This window comes from Flavobacterium ammonificans (assembly GCF_020886115.1).
Lineage (GTDB): Bacteria > Bacteroidota > Bacteroidia > Flavobacteriales > Flavobacteriaceae > Flavobacterium > Flavobacterium ammonificans.
Genome location: NZ_AP025185.1, coordinates 861,714 through 878,019, shown reverse-complemented (window position 1 = coordinate 878,019; position 16,306 = coordinate 861,714). Strand labels below are relative to the sequence as shown.

16 protein-coding genes are annotated in these 16,306 nt (G+C 35.7%); 10 read left to right on the top strand and 6 right to left on the bottom strand.

All coding sequences use genetic code 11. The features are described 5' to 3' along the window. Positions 1–63: 63 nt before the first annotated feature. The 3 genes from panC to radA all read left to right on the top strand — a co-directional run bounded on the left by panC (position 64) and on the right by radA (position 2,769). Positions 64–912: a pantoate--beta-alanine ligase gene (panC, locus tag LPC20_RS03695; protein WP_229326605.1), complete on the top strand. Its 849-nt coding sequence runs from the start codon at positions 64–66 to the stop codon at positions 910–912. Positions 913–926: 14 nt separating this feature from the next. Further along, the gene (panD, locus tag LPC20_RS03690; protein ID WP_229326604.1) at positions 927–1,277 is read left to right on the top strand and encodes an aspartate 1-decarboxylase; all 351 of its coding nucleotides are present in this window, start codon (positions 927–929) and stop codon (positions 1,275–1,277) included. A 130-nt stretch (positions 1,278–1,407) separates the two neighbouring features. Beyond that, positions 1,408–2,769, top strand: a complete 1,362-nt coding sequence (gene radA, locus LPC20_RS03685; RefSeq protein ID WP_229326603.1) for a DNA repair protein RadA — start codon at positions 1,408–1,410, stop codon at positions 2,767–2,769. A 2-nt stretch (positions 2,770–2,771) separates the two neighbouring features. On the opposite strand, the gene LPC20_RS03680 is transcribed toward radA, so the two are convergent. From LPC20_RS03680 to LPC20_RS03655, 6 genes are all read right to left on the bottom strand, one after another. After that, complete coding sequence (locus LPC20_RS03680) at positions 2,772–3,374, bottom strand: lipoprotein signal peptidase (protein WP_229327124.1); 603 nt, start codon at positions 3,372–3,374, stop codon at positions 2,772–2,774. Positions 3,375–3,491: 117 nt separating this feature from the next. Further along, entirely contained in the window at positions 3,492–3,872 is a 381-nt protein-coding gene (locus LPC20_RS03675; protein ID WP_229326602.1) for a TraR/DksA family transcriptional regulator, read from the bottom strand. Between the two features lie 6 nt (positions 3,873–3,878). Then, positions 3,879–7,280: an isoleucine--tRNA ligase gene (ileS, locus tag LPC20_RS03670; RefSeq protein WP_229326601.1), complete on the bottom strand. Its 3,402-nt coding sequence runs from the start codon at positions 7,278–7,280 to the stop codon at positions 3,879–3,881. 189 nt (positions 7,281–7,469) lie between these two features. After that, on the bottom strand, positions 7,470–8,183 hold the full coding sequence (gene recO / locus LPC20_RS03665; RefSeq protein ID WP_229326599.1) for a DNA repair protein RecO: 714 nt from the start codon (positions 8,181–8,183) through the stop codon (positions 7,470–7,472). A 104-nt stretch (positions 8,184–8,287) separates the two neighbouring features. Further along, on the bottom strand, positions 8,288–9,631 hold the full coding sequence (gene gdhA / locus LPC20_RS03660; protein ID WP_229326597.1) for an NADP-specific glutamate dehydrogenase: 1,344 nt from the start codon (positions 9,629–9,631) through the stop codon (positions 8,288–8,290). A 247-nt stretch (positions 9,632–9,878) separates the two neighbouring features. After that, the gene (locus LPC20_RS03655; RefSeq protein ID WP_229326596.1) at positions 9,879–10,334 is read right to left on the bottom strand and encodes a DinB family protein; all 456 of its coding nucleotides are present in this window, start codon (positions 10,332–10,334) and stop codon (positions 9,879–9,881) included. An 85-nt stretch (positions 10,335–10,419) separates the two neighbouring features. Here LPC20_RS03655 and LPC20_RS03650 point away from each other — a divergent pair, with 85 nt between their 5' ends. The 7 genes from LPC20_RS03650 (at position 10,420) to LPC20_RS03620 (ending at position 16,303) form a co-directional block, all read left to right on the top strand. Next, on the top strand, positions 10,420–10,770 hold the full coding sequence (locus LPC20_RS03650) for an arsenate reductase family protein (protein ID WP_229326595.1): 351 nt from the start codon (positions 10,420–10,422) through the stop codon (positions 10,768–10,770). Beyond that, complete coding sequence (locus LPC20_RS03645) at positions 10,770–11,669, top strand: DMT family transporter (RefSeq protein ID WP_229326594.1); 900 nt, start codon at positions 10,770–10,772, stop codon at positions 11,667–11,669. Before LPC20_RS03650 ends, LPC20_RS03645 begins: the two co-directional genes overlap by 1 nt. A gap of 37 nt (positions 11,670–11,706) precedes the next feature. Beyond that, positions 11,707–12,567 (top strand): YicC/YloC family endoribonuclease, encoded by an 861-nt coding sequence (locus LPC20_RS03640; protein WP_229326593.1) that lies wholly within the window; start codon positions 11,707–11,709, stop codon positions 12,565–12,567. A 10-nt stretch (positions 12,568–12,577) separates the two neighbouring features. After that, the gene (gmk, locus tag LPC20_RS03635) at positions 12,578–13,150 is read left to right on the top strand and encodes a guanylate kinase (protein WP_229326592.1); all 573 of its coding nucleotides are present in this window, start codon (positions 12,578–12,580) and stop codon (positions 13,148–13,150) included. A 64-nt stretch (positions 13,151–13,214) separates the two neighbouring features. Beyond that, on the top strand, positions 13,215–13,796 hold the full coding sequence (gene nadD, locus LPC20_RS03630) for a nicotinate (nicotinamide) nucleotide adenylyltransferase (RefSeq protein ID WP_229326591.1): 582 nt from the start codon (positions 13,215–13,217) through the stop codon (positions 13,794–13,796). Positions 13,797–13,867: 71 nt separating this feature from the next. Beyond that, complete coding sequence (locus LPC20_RS03625) at positions 13,868–15,031, top strand: iron-containing alcohol dehydrogenase (RefSeq protein WP_229326588.1); 1,164 nt, start codon at positions 13,868–13,870, stop codon at positions 15,029–15,031. Between the two features lie 276 nt (positions 15,032–15,307). Next, the gene (locus LPC20_RS03620) at positions 15,308–16,303 is read left to right on the top strand and encodes an NAD(P)H-dependent glycerol-3-phosphate dehydrogenase (RefSeq protein ID WP_229326586.1); all 996 of its coding nucleotides are present in this window, start codon (positions 15,308–15,310) and stop codon (positions 16,301–16,303) included. Positions 16,304–16,306: the final 3 nt, after the last annotated feature.

Below are 16,306 nucleotides of genomic sequence, written 5' to 3'. Positions count from 1 at the left end.
TACAAAAATTTATGCACTTTATAACAAATATGTTAAGTTTGCACTCCATTTAAAACAACTGGTATGCCAATTTTCTACGCGAAAGAACAATTAATAGCACACTTAGAGCTTATCAGTACTGCTGATTCTTCAATTGGTTTTGTTCCTACGATGGGCGCGTTACACAGTGGTCATCTTGCTTTAATGCAACAATCGCTTACAGAAAACACACATACTATAGTTAGTATTTTTGTCAATCCAACTCAATTTAATAATCCAGAAGATTTAGCAAAATACCCCCGCAATCTTGAAGCTGATCTAACAAAAATTACCGCATTAAGTACCAATATAATTGTTTATGCTCCCACAGTAGAAGATATTTACAGTGGAAATCCTGTCTCACAATCTTTTGATTTTGATGGATTAGAAAATCAAATGGAAGGTCAATTTAGACCCGGTCATTTTAATGGCGTAGGAACAATCGTTAAGCGTTTATTTGAAATAGTGAATCCTACTAGGGCTTATTTTGGAGAAAAAGATTTTCAACAATTACAAATTGTAAAAAAACTAGCTGTTAAATACAATCTTCCTGTAACAATTATTGGCTGTCCAATATTCAGAGAGGCCAATCAACTAGCGATGAGTTCAAGAAACGAACGCTTATCTGAAGAAGAAAGGAAACAAGCTGGACTTATATACCAAACATTGGCTCAGGCTAAAATTAAATTCCAAAATGAAGATATTGAAAAAGTGAATCAATTTGTCCAAAAGACATTTGAAAATCATCCACTTTTTGAATTAGAATACTTCGTTATAGCCGATGAAGAAAAGTTAATCACATGCCATAATAAAGATAAAAACAAAAACTATCGTGCTTTTATAGCAGTTTTTGTCAACAATATTCGTTTGATTGATACCATTTCATTAAATTAATTTACTTTTGTACTATGCAAATTCAAGTTGTAAAATCAAAAATACACCGCGTTAAGGTAACTGGAGCTGATTTAAATTACATCGGCAGTATTACTATTGACGAAGCTTTGTTAGAGGCTTCTAATATAATTGAAGGAGAAAAAGTAGCCATTGTGAACGTAAATAATGGCGAACGTTTTGAAACCTATGCTATTAAAGGAGAAAAAAATTCAGGGACTATCACATTGAATGGACCCGCTGCAAGAAAAGTACAAAAAGATGATATTATCATCATTATTTCCTATGCAACACTTGAATTTGAAGAAGCAAAAACCTTTAAACCTTGGATTATTTTTCCAAATGAAAACGACAATTCTTTGACTTAATCAAGGATTAATATACGCAACTAAACCACTCTCAAAAGGAGTGGTTTTTTGTTTTATCAACAATCTATTTCCAATAATTTTTTTAAACGATTCTTTACTGTAAATTTGAATTCAATTTATTCCAAGAATTATGTCGAAAGTGAAAACTACTTTTTTCTGTCAAAACTGCGGAACGCAATATGCCAAATGGCAAGGGCAATGCAATGCCTGTAAAGAATGGAACACCATTGCGGAAGAAATTGTTCAGAAACAAGAAAAAGTAGCATGGAAAAGCGAACCGACAAGCGCTGGAAAAGCACCAAAACCCTTGCGAATAAATGAAATCGACTCAGCGCAAGAAATTCGTCTAGACACTACAGACAACGAATTGAATCGCGTTTTAGGAGGCGGAATTGTCCCGGGTTCCTTAATTCTTTTGGGAGGCGAACCGGGTATTGGAAAAAGTACGCTTTTATTACAAATTTCGCTTAGCTTACCCTATAAAACATTATATGTTTCGGGGGAAGAGAGTCAGAAACAAATCAAAATGCGTGCAGAACGCATTACGCCAAATGGCGATAATTGCTATATTCTGACCGAAACCAAAACACAGAATATCTTCAAACAAATTGAAGCCATCCAACCTGAAATCGTCATTATAGATTCGATTCAAACGCTGCATACCGATTATATTGAATCTACACCAGGTAGTATTTCTCAAATTAGAGAAACTACAGCTGAACTAATAAAGTTTGCCAAAGAAACCAATACACCTGTTATTTTAATTGGTCACATCACTAAAGACGGAACCATAGCTGGACCGAAAATTTTGGAACACATGGTCGATACGGTTTTACAATTTGAAGGCGACCGAAATCATGTGTACCGTATTTTACGTTCGTTAAAAAATCGTTTTGGCTCCACTGCCGAAATCGGAATATACGAAATGTTAGGCAGCGGCTTACGCGAAGTATCCAATCCTTCTGAAATTTTGATTTCACACAAAGACGAAGAATTGTCAGGTACTGCTATTGCTACTACTTTGGAAGGTATGCGTCCTTTGATGCTCGAAATACAAGCTTTAGTCAGCACGGCAGTATACGGAACACCGCAACGTAGTACAACGGGATACAATGCCAAAAGACTGAATATGATTTTGGCGGTTTTGGAAAAACGTGCTGGTTTCCGTTTGGGTGCTAAAGACGTTTTCTTGAACATCACTGGAGGCATTTCCGTGGATGATCCAGCTATTGATTTGGCAGTGGTGGCCGCTATTTTATCTTCTAATGAAGACATTCCTGTGAACAAAGATTTTTGTTTTGCAGGCGAAGTAGGCCTTTCAGGCGAAATTAGACCTGTAAACCGCGTAGATCAACGCATCCAAGAAGCTGAAAAATTGGGATTTTCAACTATTTTTGTATCCAAATACAACAAAATTGCCTTGAAAAATACAGGAATTAAAATCCGTTTGGTTGCCAAAATTGAAGATGTGGCTGGCGAATTATTTGGATAATTTTAATTTTGTGTTGGAAATGCTTTTGCGTTAAAAAAAAGTAAAATCCCCACGCCGGTAGAAATGGCTACGTCAGCAACATTGAAAATAGCATTGAAAAAAGTAAATTCTTTACCGCCCCAAAAAGGAATCCAAGAAGGTAAATTACCTTGCCAGATGGGAAAATAGAACATATCCACTACTTTACCATGAAACCAGGTTCCGTAGGGTTGATTGGAAAACATAGTAGCTACATTTTGTTGACTATCATCAAAAAATATTCCGTAAAAAACAGAATCAATTATGTTCCCAAAAGCTCCTGCCATAATTAATATTATCGCAACTATAAGGTAGTTAGAACTGTTCTTTCTTGTAATAGAATCCCATAACCAATACCCTATGCCTGCAACAGCAACTAATCTAAATAAAGTTAAAAACAACTTCCCATATTCGCCAGGTATTTTAGTACCCCAAGCCATTCCTTCGTTTTCAATAAAATAAATTTTAAACCAAGAAAACACTTCCACTTCTTCCCCTAAAACGAAGTTAGTTTTTATGTAAATTTTAGACAATTGATCTATTATTAAAATCAAAATAACTAAAAGATAAGCTAGACGTAATGAGATAAAATTCTGTTTCATGCGGCAAAAGTAAATAAATTCTAAAATAAAAATTCCAAATTCCAAGTTTTCTTATCTAAAGATCCTGGAATTTGGAATACTATTCTTAAAATGAGCCTGTTCTTATCGCTGCATGTTTTTGGCTTCGATACTCATTGTAGCGTGAGGCACAATCAACAGTCGCTCTTTGCTAATTAACTTACCCGTAACTTTACATACTCCGTAAGTTTTGTTTTCAACTCTAAAAAGCGCATTTTTCAAATCACGAATAAACTTTTCTTGGCGAATAGCTAATTGTGAGTTGGCTTCTTTAGACATGGTTTCACTACCTTCTTCAAACGCTTTGAATGTTGGAGAAGTATCATCAGTTCCATTATTCAAATCATTCATATAAGCACTTTTAATCAAGTCTAAATCTTCTTGAGCTTTTTGTATTTTCTTTAAAATTAATTCTTTGAATTCTGCTAAATCAGCTTCTGAATATCTTGCAATTTCATCTATCATAATCCCTTATTTAGTAATTAGTATTCTTGTTTTTATATCGTCAAATTCTATTTCTAATCCATTGGTTACCTCATCATCAAAAACCAAACTTTCAGTTAGCGTTTCCGACATGATGTAGTCTAAATTCGCTTCAACTGCGGTTTTTAATTCAGCATTCTGTTGTAAGGTTACTTTAATTTTATCTGTTACTTCAAATCCTGAATCTTTACGGATATTTTGGATTCGGTTAACCAATTCTCTGGCAATTCCTTCTTGTTTCAATTCTGTCGAAATTGTAATATCTAAAGCTACCGTAATTCCGTTAGAATTAGCTACCAACCATCCTTCAATATCTTGAGACGTAATTTCTACATCTTCTAAAGTTAAAGATACAGTATTCCCTGCAATAACAATAGCTAAAGTTCCTTGCTGTTCCAGTTCGTTGATTTGATCTGGAGAAAACCCTTGAATTTCCTTAGAAATCAAGCCCATGTCTTTGCCAAAACGAGGTCCTAATGCCTTGAAATTAGGTTTGATTTGCTTCACCAAAACACCCGAGGCATCATCCAAAAGCACTATTTCTTTTACGTTAACCTCCGCTTTAATTAAATCGGATACTGCTTCAATTTCAGCTCTTTGATTACTGTCAAGTACTGGAATCATTACCTTTTGCAAAGGTTGGCGTACTTTAATCATCTCTTTTTTACGAAGCGATAATACCAATGATGAAATCGTTTGTGCTTTTTGCATTTTGCTTTCCAACGATTTATCAACAAAGTTTTCAACGAATTCTGGAAATTTTGCCAAATGTACACTCTCAAAACCTTCTAAATGTGTCGCTTGTGTTAAATCTCTGTATAATTTGTCCATATAAAATGGCGCAATTGGAGCAGCCAATTTACTTATGCTTAACAAACAGGTATATAAAGTTTGATAGGCCGCGATTTTATCTTGCGCATATTCACCTTTCCAAAAACGTCTTCTACACAAACGAACGTACCAGTTACTCAAGTTTTCTTGAACAAAATCAGAAATCGCACGAGCAGCTCTTGTTGGTTCATAATCAGCATAGAAACCATCCACATCTTTAATTAATGTATTCAATTCGGATATAATCCAACGATCAATTTCTGGACGCTCTGCCAACGGAATTTCAGCTTCTGAATAAGTAAATCCATCGATATTAGCATACAAACTAAAGAATGAATAAGTGTTATATAAAGTGCCAAAGAATTTACGACGCACCTCAGCAATTCCTTCCAAGTCAAATTTCAAATTGTCCCAAGGATTCGCGTTAGATATCATGTACCAACGCGTTGCGTCTGGACCATATTCTTTCAAAGTTTCAAAAGGATCAACGGCATTCCCTAAACGTTTCGACATTTTCTGTCCATTTTTGTCCAATACCAATCCGTTAGAAACCACATTTTTATAGGCAACTGTATCAAAAACCAAAGTCCCAATAGCGTGTAAAGTATAGAACCAACCACGGGTTTGATCCACTCCTTCAGCGATAAAGTCTGCAGGGAATGATTTATTTTGGTCAATCAACTCTTTATTTTCAAATGGATAATGCCATTGTGCATAAGGCATAGCTCCAGAATCGAACCAAACGTCTATCAAATCGCTTTCGCGTTGCATTGGTTTTCCTGAAGCCGAAACCAAAGTGATTTCGTCTACTACATTTTTGTGCAAATCAATCAAATCATAATTCGCTTCTGACATATTTCCAATTTCAAAACCCGCAAACGGATTTGTTTTTTGGAAACCAGCCTGAATTGATTTTTCAATTTCGTTGTACAATTCTTCAACCGAACCAATCAAAATTTCTTCTTGTTTGTCTTCAGTTCTCCATATTGGCAACGGAATTCCCCAATATCTAGAACGGGATAAATTCCAATCGTTAGCGTTTTTCAACCAGTTTCCAAAACGACCTTCTCCAGTCGCTTTTGGCTTCCAGTTGATGGAATCATTCAAGTCAAACATACGGTCACGCACTTCGGTAATCTTGATGAACCACGAATCCAATGGGTAATATAAAATAGGCTTGTCTGTTCGCCAACAATGTGGGTAACTGTGAACGTATTTCTCTACTTTGAACGCCTTATTTTCTTCTTTTAACTGAATGGCAATTTCCACATCGGCAGAACGCTCTGGCGCTTCGCCTTCGTTATAGTATTCGTTTTTAACGTATTTACCTGAAAGATCCCCCAATCCATTGACAAATTTACCTTGCAAATCTACCAAAGGAACTGGTGTACCATTTTCGTCCAAAACCAACATAGGCGGTATTTCAGGAGTAGCTTCTTTGGCTACTTTAGCATCATCTGCACCAAAAGTAGGTGCGGTATGCACAATTCCTGTTCCGTCTTCGGTAGTTACAAAATCTCCTGCAATCACTCGGAAAGCATCTTCGGCATTTTGATACGGTAACACTAATGGCATTAATTGCTCGTAACGAATCCCAACCAAGTCCGCTCCTTTGGCTTCCGCCAAAATTTGGAATGGAATTTTCTTGTCTCCTGCTTTGAAGTTTTCAAAATCAGCCGCATCTGTCGATTCGAAGAAGGTTTTTCCGAATTGTTTTCCAACTAAATTTTTAGCCAAAATAACATTCGATGGTAAAAAAGTATACTGATTGAAGGTTTTCACCAACACATAATCAATTTTTGGTCCTACGGTCAAAGCCGTGTTCGATGGCAAAGTCCAAGGAGTAGTTGTCCAAGCCAAAACATGAATCTCTCCAAATCCTTGTAAAAAGCTTGGCAATGACTCTGGTTTAGTTTTGAACTGTGCTACGATAGTTGTATCAGTTACATCGCGGTACGAACCCGGCTGATTCACCTCGTGAGAAGACAATCCAGTCCCCGCTTTTGGCGAATACGGCTGAATGGTGTAGCCTTTGTACATCAAATCCTTGTTGTAGATTTGTTTCAACAACCACCACACGGTTTCCATGTATTTGGGTTTGTACGTCACATACGGATCTTCCATATCTACCCAATACCCCATTTTTTCTGTTAGGTCGTTCCAAACATCCGTATAGCGCATTACAGTGCGTTTGCACGCCTCGTTGTATTCTTCTACTGTGATGGTTTTACCGATGTCTTCTTTGGTAATTCCGAGTTCTTTTTCGGTACCCAATTCGACAGGCAAACCATGAGTATCCCATCCAGCTTTACGCTTTACTTGGAACCCTTTTTGAGTTTTATAGCGACAAAAAATATCTTTAATAGCACGTGCCATCACGTGGTGAATTCCTGGTAAACCATTTGCCGAAGGCGGCCCTTCAAAAAATACGTATGGCGGATTCCCCTCGCGGGTAGTTACCGTTTTTTCAAATATCGTTTCTTTCTTCCAAAAATCCAGCACTTCTTCTGCCGATTTTGGCAAGTCAAGTCCTTTGTATTCAGTAAATTTTGTGCTCATGGTATGCTTTTCTAAATCGAGTTGCGAAAGTAATGATTTATAGGCAAAAGGCAAAAGGCAATAGCTAAAAGTTATTGATACTGATTAATGTGTGATTTTCAAAGGAAATTAAAACACAGATTTCGCATATTATCAAAGAGACATACTACATCTGAGAAATTTGTGCCAATTCGTGAAATTCGTGTTTTTTTAAGCAAAAACCTCCTTCAACACATCCAAAGATTTGGGTTTTCGAAAGCCGTCCAAATGATAACTGTAGTAATCCATTAGGATTTTCAAGAGGATTTGTCTTTCAATCACATGGAAGATTTTTTGATCCGAATCCCATTTTAAATCAATCAGTTTTTTGAATAAAAGTGTTTCGTGTTCAGTAAGTGAACTTACTGCATGAAACGGAGAAAAAACACCTTCTATCAATTCGAAAAAGGCTTGATCCTTGTCGGAAACATCCGGGTAAAATCCAAAATGCTTGGTCATTTCAAGCAATAAAATCAAATGGAAATTAGCCGTTTCATTATGATTGTCGAGCCACTGTAAGGCCGCTTCTAAAAAGGCAAAGAGCGGTTCGTTTTTTTCTTCTTCGTGAATGGAATGGTGCAAAATCTCTGACAGAAACAACACAATGGTGCTTTTGACAATGTCGGTATGAATTGAATGAAAAGGCGTGGCAATTTTAATTTCTTTGAAATTCTCCAAGGTACCTTTATTCTTATGCACCGCTTCAATTTCTAAAATATTCAACGGCTGGAAATACGCAATTTTCTGATTCGATTTTCGAGCCGAAAAAGCATCCCGAACAAAATAGGATTTCAAACCGTGAGTCAACGTAAAGCATTTTACAATCAGGCTTTTTTCCTGAAATTTTAATGCCGAAATAACAATCGCTTTGGTTTTGACTTGCATCGTTTGAATTTTGATTCACAAATATAATATACTCTACCACACAAAATAAAAAAAACCTTCTCTCGAAAATCGAAAGAAGGTTTTAAGTATTTGAATTAATAGTCTTATACCACTCCTTGTGCAAGCATGGCGTCAGCCACTTTTACAAATCCAGCGATATTAGCTCCTTTTACATAGTTAACATACCCATCTTCTTCCGCACCATATTTTTTACATTGATTGTGAATACCCACCATAATGTCTTTTAATCGTTCATCTACTTCCTCGCTCGTCCAGTTCAAACGAATCGAATTTTGAGTCATCTCTAACCCAGAGGCGGCAACTCCTCCAGCATTCGCAGCTTTTCCTGGAGCAAATAATACTTTAGCATCTAAAAATTGTTTAATAGCGTCTAATGTACAAGGCATATTAGCCGCTTCAGTAACACAAATTACTCCATTAGCAATCAATTTTTTAGCATCTTCTTCGTTCAATTCATTTTGAGTCGCGCATGGAATAGCGATATCTACTTTTGCTTCCCAAGGACTTTTACCTTTGTGGAAAACTGCATTTGGATATTTCTCTAAATAGGCTTCGGCTTTATTATCGCCGCGCGCTCTCAACTCTAACATAAATTCAATTTTATCACCTGAAATTCCATCTTGATCATAAATATATCCGTCAGGACCTGAAAGGGTAACTACTTTTCCGCCCAGCTCATTTACTTTTAAAGCAACTCCCCAAGCTACATTTCCAAAACCTGAAATAGCAACCGTTTTACCTTTAATTTCATGACCTATAGAACGCAACATTTGCTCTGTAAAATACACTACACCGTATCCTGTTGCTTCTGGGCGAATTAACGAACCTCCGTAAGCCAATCCTTTTCCAGTTAATACCCCAGTAAATTCATTGCGAATGCGTTTGTATTGTCCGAATAAGTAACCAATTTCTCTGGCTCCAACTCCAATATCTCCCGCAGGAACATCCAAGTCGGGTCCAATATGACGACACAATTCCGTCATAAATGATTGACAAAAACGCATGATTTCACCATCTGATTTTCCTTCTGGATCAAAATCAGAACCTCCTTTTCCACCACCCATTGGTAGTGTAGTCAAACTATTTTTGAATACTTGTTCGAAAGCCAAGAATTTCAATACCGATAAGTTCACAGTATGATGAAAACGAATTCCGCCTTTATACGGTCCGATAGCCGAATTCATTTGAATTCTAAATCCACGATTTACGATAATTTCTCCATTATCTGCTACCCATGGCACTCTAAAAATAATAGAACGCTCTGGCTCAGCAATTCGAAGTAATATGTTTTTCCCGTCGTATTTTTTTCGTTCTGAGATGAACGGAATTACCGTTTCAGCAAATTCTCTCACCGCTTGAATGAATTCCGGTTCGTTGGGATTTTTGGCTTCCACCAAAGCCATAAATTGATTTATTTTATCTTCCATAGTTTAGGTACTAAGTTTAGGTCTATATACTTGATTTTGGGTTCCGATGACAATTTTAAGAAATCGATTTCGTAACTACAACAAAGATAGTTGTAATTGATAAATAAATTCCTCTATATTTTTGACTTTTTTTGACGATTTACAATTTTAACAAGCTATACTGAAGAAATATGCATTTACAACACAGCTTTTCACGAAAATGATATGGTTTTCGCAAATAATGTTGAAAAATAATTGTTATTTAAAACTATACTATTTTCTTCATACTCATTAGTATTCCCAGATGAAGTCCTTCGTGGAAATTATTGTATGCCATCGCGTCCTGAACACTTTTTAAAACAAAACCACTAGAGGTTGGATACTCGGTAAATTGAGTAAATACTCCACTTCCATAATCGGCTTGTGTTTGATCAATTGTATCAAATAATAATGATTTAATTTGATCTACATCTTCCTGAGACGCAGCATGTTCAGGTTTTGAGCCTTTCTTGTATTTATCAACCAATTCATCCGAAATTAACATAGGCAAACCTGAAAGTTTATACACTAATAACTGCTGAGTTACCACGACATGGGCAATATTCCAAAATAGATTATTGGTAAATCCTTCAGGAATTGTATTCAGTTGGTCTAGGCTCAATTCCTCTAAAAAAGGAGCAATTAATTTTCGTAGGGTTCGGTTCAGTTCGAATATTTGTTCCATTAGGTTTGATTTGAAATTTTTGCTAAAAATAATCATTTTAAGTATCAAATGAATTTTCTTTGCAAAAAAGTAATCTCGTTTCAAAATGAACAAAATATACTACCTCGCCTCGTGCGATACCTGCCGAAAAATCATTAAAGCCTTACCAAAAGGACATGATTTAGTTTTTCACGACATCAAACAAGACCCTATTAACGAAGAGCAATTGGATGAGATGTATCAACTTTCAGGCAGTTACGAAGCTCTTTTTAGTAAAAAAGCACAATTGTACAAATCTTTAGGTTTAAAAGACAAAGCCTTGACCGAAGCTGATTTCAAAAAATACATCTTAGAACACTATACTTTTTTGAGTCGTCCCGTTTTTATTATTAAGGGCGCCATATATATTGGCAACAGCCAACAAAACATACTTCAAGTTCATAAAGCATTGAGTTAATGTACAAACGAAATCTCGCATTACTAGCCGCTACTATTGTTTCCATAATTTATGGGGTAACATTCACTATTGCTAAAGATGTGATGCCTCAATACATAGACGCTTTTGGTTTTATTGCGATACGAGTGGGCGGAACCATGGCTTTATTTTGGATGGTATCGATAGCTATAAATGCATTCAAAAAATCGCCGGCAGAAAAAATAGACCCATCCGATTACAAAAGAATAATTGCAGCCGCTTTCTTTGGGGTAGCGCTCAACATGCTTACTTTTTTCAAAGGATTAAGTTTGACATCACCAATAAGCGCCGCAGTAATAATGGTATCTACTCCAATGATCGTTATGGTGCTTTCGGCAATTTTGGTTAAAGAAAAAATGAAGAGACGAATGATTTTCGGACTTCTTTTGGGTTTGTTAGGAACCGCCTTATTAATTCTTTACGGAAAATCTATTGGTAATTTAAAACAAGCAGGCTTAGGTAATTTTTTAGTTTTAGTAAATGCCATTTCTTATGGGTATTATTTAATTATTGTTAAAAAATTAATGCATAAATACCAAGCTTTCACTTTTGTAAAATGGATTTATCTCGCTGGATTTCTGATGGTTTTACCTTTTGGATGGGAAGAATTTCAATCCGTTCAATGGATTGCAGTTCCTACTGAAATGTATTGGAAAATAGGTTTTGTAGTGTTTTGCTCTACCTTCTTAACCTATTTATTGAACCTGCTTTCTATGAAAGAATTAAGCCCAACCACTGTAGCCGTTTTCATTTATTTACAACCCCTTTTTGCTTCTATTTTTGCCATCGGATTAGGGAAAGACGAGTTGAACAGTATTAAAATAATTTCGGCAGCCCTAATTTTTAGTGGGGTTTATCTAGTTACGATAAAGAAATCCTAAAATTTCAATACATTTGTAGCTATTACACAATTCATATATGATACAATCAATGACTGGTTTTGGCAAAGCCACCTTGCAATTGCCAACCAAAAAAATCACGGTAGAAGTAAAATCTTTAAATAGTAAAGGACTCGATTTAAATGTACGAATGCCTTCGCTTTACCGCGAAATGGAATTGGGCTTACGCAACCAAATTGCGCTTAAACTAGAAAGAGGTAAAGTCGATTTTTCGATTTTCATCGAAAGTACTGCCGAACAAACTTCGACCAAAGTCAATGTACCAATTGTGAAAGGATATATGGAACAATTAAGAGCTGTTTATGCTGAGGCGGATGAAGTGGAATTGATGAAAATGGCAATTCGTATGCCGGATACAATGAAAATTGAGCGTGAAGAAATTAACGAAAATGATTGGGCACAAATCACAACCGCTATAGATGAAGCCATACAAAACATCTTGAACTTTAGAAAAGACGAAGGACAATCACTAGAAAAAGAATTTCAATTGCGTATTGCTAATATTCGCCAGTACATGAATGAAGCTTTGGCATTAGATCATGAACGCGTTCAAACTATAAAAGACCGTTTGCACAATGCGATAACTGAGTTAAAAGTTGCTGTTGATGAAAATCGTTTCGAACAAGAATTGATTTATTATCTAGAAAAATTAGACATTACCGAAGAAAAAGTGCGCTTGACGAATCACTTGGATTATTTCTTAGAAACTATCAAAGGGACAGAAGCCAATGGTAGAAAATTAGGTTTTATCACCCAAGAAATGGGACGTGAAATCAATACCATGGGTTCTAAATCGAATCATGCACAGATGCAAAAATTAGTCGTTCAAATGAAAGACGAATTGGAGAAAATTAAGGAGCAGGTATTGAATGTACTGTAATTAGAATAGTATGAAAGGAAAATTAATCGTATTCTCGGCGCCATCGGGTTCAGGAAAAACTACCATAGTTAGGCATTTATTAAAGCAAGATGATTTGAATTTGGAGTTCTCCATTTCGGCAGCTACTCGCGAAGCCCGTGGCGAAGAAGTAAATGGAAAAGACTATTATTTTATGTCCATTCCCGAATTCAAAAAACATATCAAAAATGAAGATTTTGTCGAATGGGAAGAAGTGTACCGCGATAATTTTTACGGGACTTTAAAAAGCGAAGTAGAACGCATTTGGGCCAAAGGAAAAAATGTGATTTTTGATATTGATGTTGCAGGTGGATTGCGTATTAAGTCTAAATTTCCAAAAGAAACTTTGGCTGTTTTTGTAAAACCACCAAGCGTTGACGAACTCAAGCGCAGATTGAAAGAACGATCTACAGAAAGTGATGAAAAAATCAATATGCGAATTGCAAAAGCTCACGTAGAATTGGCTACTGCTCCTCAATTTGATGTTGTAATTAAAAACTACGACTTAGAAGTAGCTTTAGAGGAGGCGAATGAATTAGTTAAAAATTTTATTGCCACGAATTAGTAGAAATTTTGTGAGATTTAATTATTTTGGATTCGTGATAATTTGTAAAATTAGTTTTTGAAAAATGAAAATAGGTCTCTATTTCGGAACGTTTAATCCCATTCATGTGGGGCATTTGATTATTGCCAATCACATGGCGGAGCATGCCGATTTAGATCAAGTTTGGATGGTGGTTACTCCACACAATCCGTTAAAAAAGAAAAGTACTCTTTTAGCTGATCATCACCGATTAGAAATGGTGTTTTTGGCAACGGAAGATTTTCCGAAAATCAAACCTTCCGATATTGAATTCAAACTTTCGCAACCCAATTATACGGTGAATACCTTAGTTCACTTAGAAGAAAAATATCCTGAGCATGCGTTCTCCTTAATTATGGGCGAAGACAATTTGAAGTCGTTTCATAAATGGAAAAATTACGAAGCTATTTTGGTGCATCACGAAATCTATGTCTATCCAAGATTAGACGCTACAGCTGAAAATACGTTATTTAAAAACCATTCGAAAATCCATTTGATTGATGCTCCGGTTGTAGAAATCTCTTCTACATCTATTAGAGAAAATATCAAAAAAGGAAAAAATGTATTGCCTTTGCTCACTCCAAAAGTTTGGGAATACATTGATCACAACAATTTTTACAAAAAATAAAATACTACAATTAACAGTCGTTCATCATAAACAACTATGCAATAGTGTATCTTTAATTAAAACTTACTCTTATGTTAAACTTTGAATTATACAATCCTGTCAAATTAGTTTTTGGAAAAGGAGAAATAGAAAAATTAAGCACTTTAATTCCTAAAAAATCAAAAATCTTAGTAGCCTATGGCGGCGGAAGTATTTTTAAAAACGGAATTTACGATCAAGTAAAATCGGCATTAGAAGGGTTTGACGTGGTGGAATTTGGTGGAATTGAAGCCAATCCGTATTTCGAAACCTTAATGAAAGCGGTGGAAATCATTCGCGAACAAAAAATAGATTTCATACTAGCTGTTGGGGGCGGAAGTGTAATTGATGGCGTAAAATTCATCTCGGCTGCTGCCAAATTTGAAGGCAATCCATTAGACATTCTTCAAAAAAGAATCATCTTCAAAGAAGGTGCTGATGTGGTGCCTTTTGGAACCGTTCTGACTTTACCTGCTACAGGAAGTGAAATGAATTCAGGTTCGGTAGTTTCCATAAAAGCGACTCAAGAGAAACGCGACTTTGGAGGCTCAGCCATGTTTCCAAAATTTTCTATTTGTGATCCAACTGTAATTGCTTCTTTACCAAAAAGACAATTGCAAAATGGCGTGATTGATGCATATGTTCATGTTTTGGAACAGTATTTAACTTATCCTCACAAAGGATTTCTACAAGACCGCATCGCCGAAAGTATTTTACAAACATTAATTGAAATAGGTCCTGATGTGGTTGAAAATCCAACAGATTATGCCTTAGCTTCTAATTTTATGTGGAGTTGTACCATGGCATTAAATGGATTGATACAAAAAGGAGTTCCTTCAGATTGGGCAACACATATGATTGGACACGAATTAACTGCGTTGTACAATATTGACCATGCTAGAACATTAGCTATTATTGGTCCTAATCTTTACCGTGTTTTGTTTGAAACCAAAAAAGAAAAATTAACGCAATACGGTAAAAGAGTATTCCAATTGACTGGAACTGATGAAGAAATTGCACGTCAAGCCATTGAAGCAACAGTAGCATTTTACCATACAATGGGTATGAAAACTAAAATCTCTGAAAACGCTTCCAATATTGAAAATACTGCTGATTTTATTGTCAACAGATTTGAAGAAAGGGACTGGAAAGCTTTAGGAGAAAGACAAAATATTACTTTAGAAAAACTACGTGAAATTGTAGAATTGAGCTATTAGTAAATAATAAAAAGACGTTCTACTAGCTCATTTGTGGAACGCCTTTTTCAAATACAAAAAACAAAACTAATTAACTCAAAGTAGATTTAAATACAAAATAATGACACTTAATACTTTATAACGTAAAATAGTACATTTTTATTGTGTGTGGATATTTATTTTTTTACAATTCAACTGCTTACAATTCTAAACAGCCTTCTATTATTGGCGTAAGAACACTAATAAATTGGTGCTTTTTATTTTTTTTCCTACTTTTGATTAAATCCAAAACACAAAATGACCGAAAATTTAAAGTTTGCAGTTATTGGTGGAGGTAGTTGGGCTACCGCTATTGCAAAAATGTTATGTGCTAATGTACCTGAGATTTCTTGGTACATGCGTAACGAAGCTGCAATTGAACATATCAAAACCGAAAAACACAATCCGAATTACTTAAGTTCGGTTGAGTTTGATACCAATAAACTAAAATTAACCCACGATATTAACGAAGCCGTTGCTTATGCCGACTATCTAATTTTTGCAATTCCTTCAGCTTTTTTGGAAACTGAATTGGGTAATTTGACCCGTTCGCTTGAAGGCAAAATCATTTTCTCAGCTATTAAAGGTATTGTTCCTGAAACCAGTTTAATTGTTGGAGAACATTTTCACAACAATTACGGAATTCCATTTGAAAATATTGGAGTTATAACTGGCCCTTGCCATGCCGAAGAAGTAGCATTAGAGCGTCTTTCCTACTTAACTATTGCATGTGGAGATCCTAAAAAAGCAACCATTGTAGCTAAAAATCTATCCAGCAATTACATCAAAACTAAAATTACCGATGACATTATTGGCACTGAATATGCAGCGATGTTAAAAAACATTTACGCAGTAGCTGCAGGTATGGCTCACGGTCTAGGCTATGGAGATAACTTCCAATCGGTTTTGATGAGTAATGCGATTCGAGAGATGAAAAAGTTCATCAAAAAAGTCCATAAAATGAAACGCAACATCAATGATTCGGCTTATTTAGGCGATTTATTGGTTACTGGTTATTCCGTTTTTTCTCGAAATAGAATGTTCGGAAATATGATTGGGAAAGGCTATACTGTAAAAAGTGCTATGATGGAAATGAGTATGGTGGCTGAGGGCTATTATGCTACTAAAAGTGCCTACCAATTGAATCAAGGCTATGGCGCTAAAACTCCCATTATTGACGCCGTGTATAGTGTTTTATACGAAGGAAAAAATGCCAAAAAAGTATTCAAAAATTTGACAGATCAACTGGATTAAATA

Excerpts from the sequence above, each read along its gene's own strand:
- panC (WP_229326605.1), top strand. The coding sequence starts at position 64 with ATGCCAATTTTCTACGCGAAAGAACAATTAATAGCACACTTAGAGCTT.
- panD (WP_229326604.1), top strand. The coding sequence starts at position 927 with ATGCAAATTCAAGTTGTAAAATCAAAAATACACCGCGTTAAGGTAACT.
- radA (WP_229326603.1), top strand. The coding sequence starts at position 1,408 with ATGTCGAAAGTGAAAACTACTTTTTTCTGTCAAAACTGCGGAACGCAA.
- LPC20_RS03675 (WP_229326602.1), bottom strand. The coding sequence starts at position 3,872 with ATGATAGATGAAATTGCAAGATATTCAGAAGCTGATTTAGCAGAATTC.
- ileS (WP_229326601.1), bottom strand. The coding sequence starts at position 7,280 with ATGAGCACAAAATTTACTGAATACAAAGGACTTGACTTGCCAAAATCG.
- recO (WP_229326599.1), bottom strand. The coding sequence starts at position 8,183 with ATGCAAGTCAAAACCAAAGCGATTGTTATTTCGGCATTAAAATTTCAG.
- gdhA (WP_229326597.1), bottom strand. The coding sequence starts at position 9,631 with ATGGAAGATAAAATAAATCAATTTATGGCTTTGGTGGAAGCCAAAAAT.
- LPC20_RS03655 (WP_229326596.1), bottom strand. The coding sequence starts at position 10,334 with ATGGAACAAATATTCGAACTGAACCGAACCCTACGAAAATTAATTGCT.
- LPC20_RS03650 (WP_229326595.1), top strand. The coding sequence starts at position 10,420 with ATGAACAAAATATACTACCTCGCCTCGTGCGATACCTGCCGAAAAATC.
- LPC20_RS03645 (WP_229326594.1), top strand. The coding sequence starts at position 10,770 with ATGTACAAACGAAATCTCGCATTACTAGCCGCTACTATTGTTTCCATA.
- LPC20_RS03640 (WP_229326593.1), top strand. The coding sequence starts at position 11,707 with ATGATACAATCAATGACTGGTTTTGGCAAAGCCACCTTGCAATTGCCA.
- gmk (WP_229326592.1), top strand. The coding sequence starts at position 12,578 with ATGAAAGGAAAATTAATCGTATTCTCGGCGCCATCGGGTTCAGGAAAA.
- nadD (WP_229326591.1), top strand. The coding sequence starts at position 13,215 with ATGAAAATAGGTCTCTATTTCGGAACGTTTAATCCCATTCATGTGGGG.
- LPC20_RS03625 (WP_229326588.1), top strand. The coding sequence starts at position 13,868 with ATGTTAAACTTTGAATTATACAATCCTGTCAAATTAGTTTTTGGAAAA.
- LPC20_RS03620 (WP_229326586.1), top strand. The coding sequence starts at position 15,308 with ATGACCGAAAATTTAAAGTTTGCAGTTATTGGTGGAGGTAGTTGGGCT.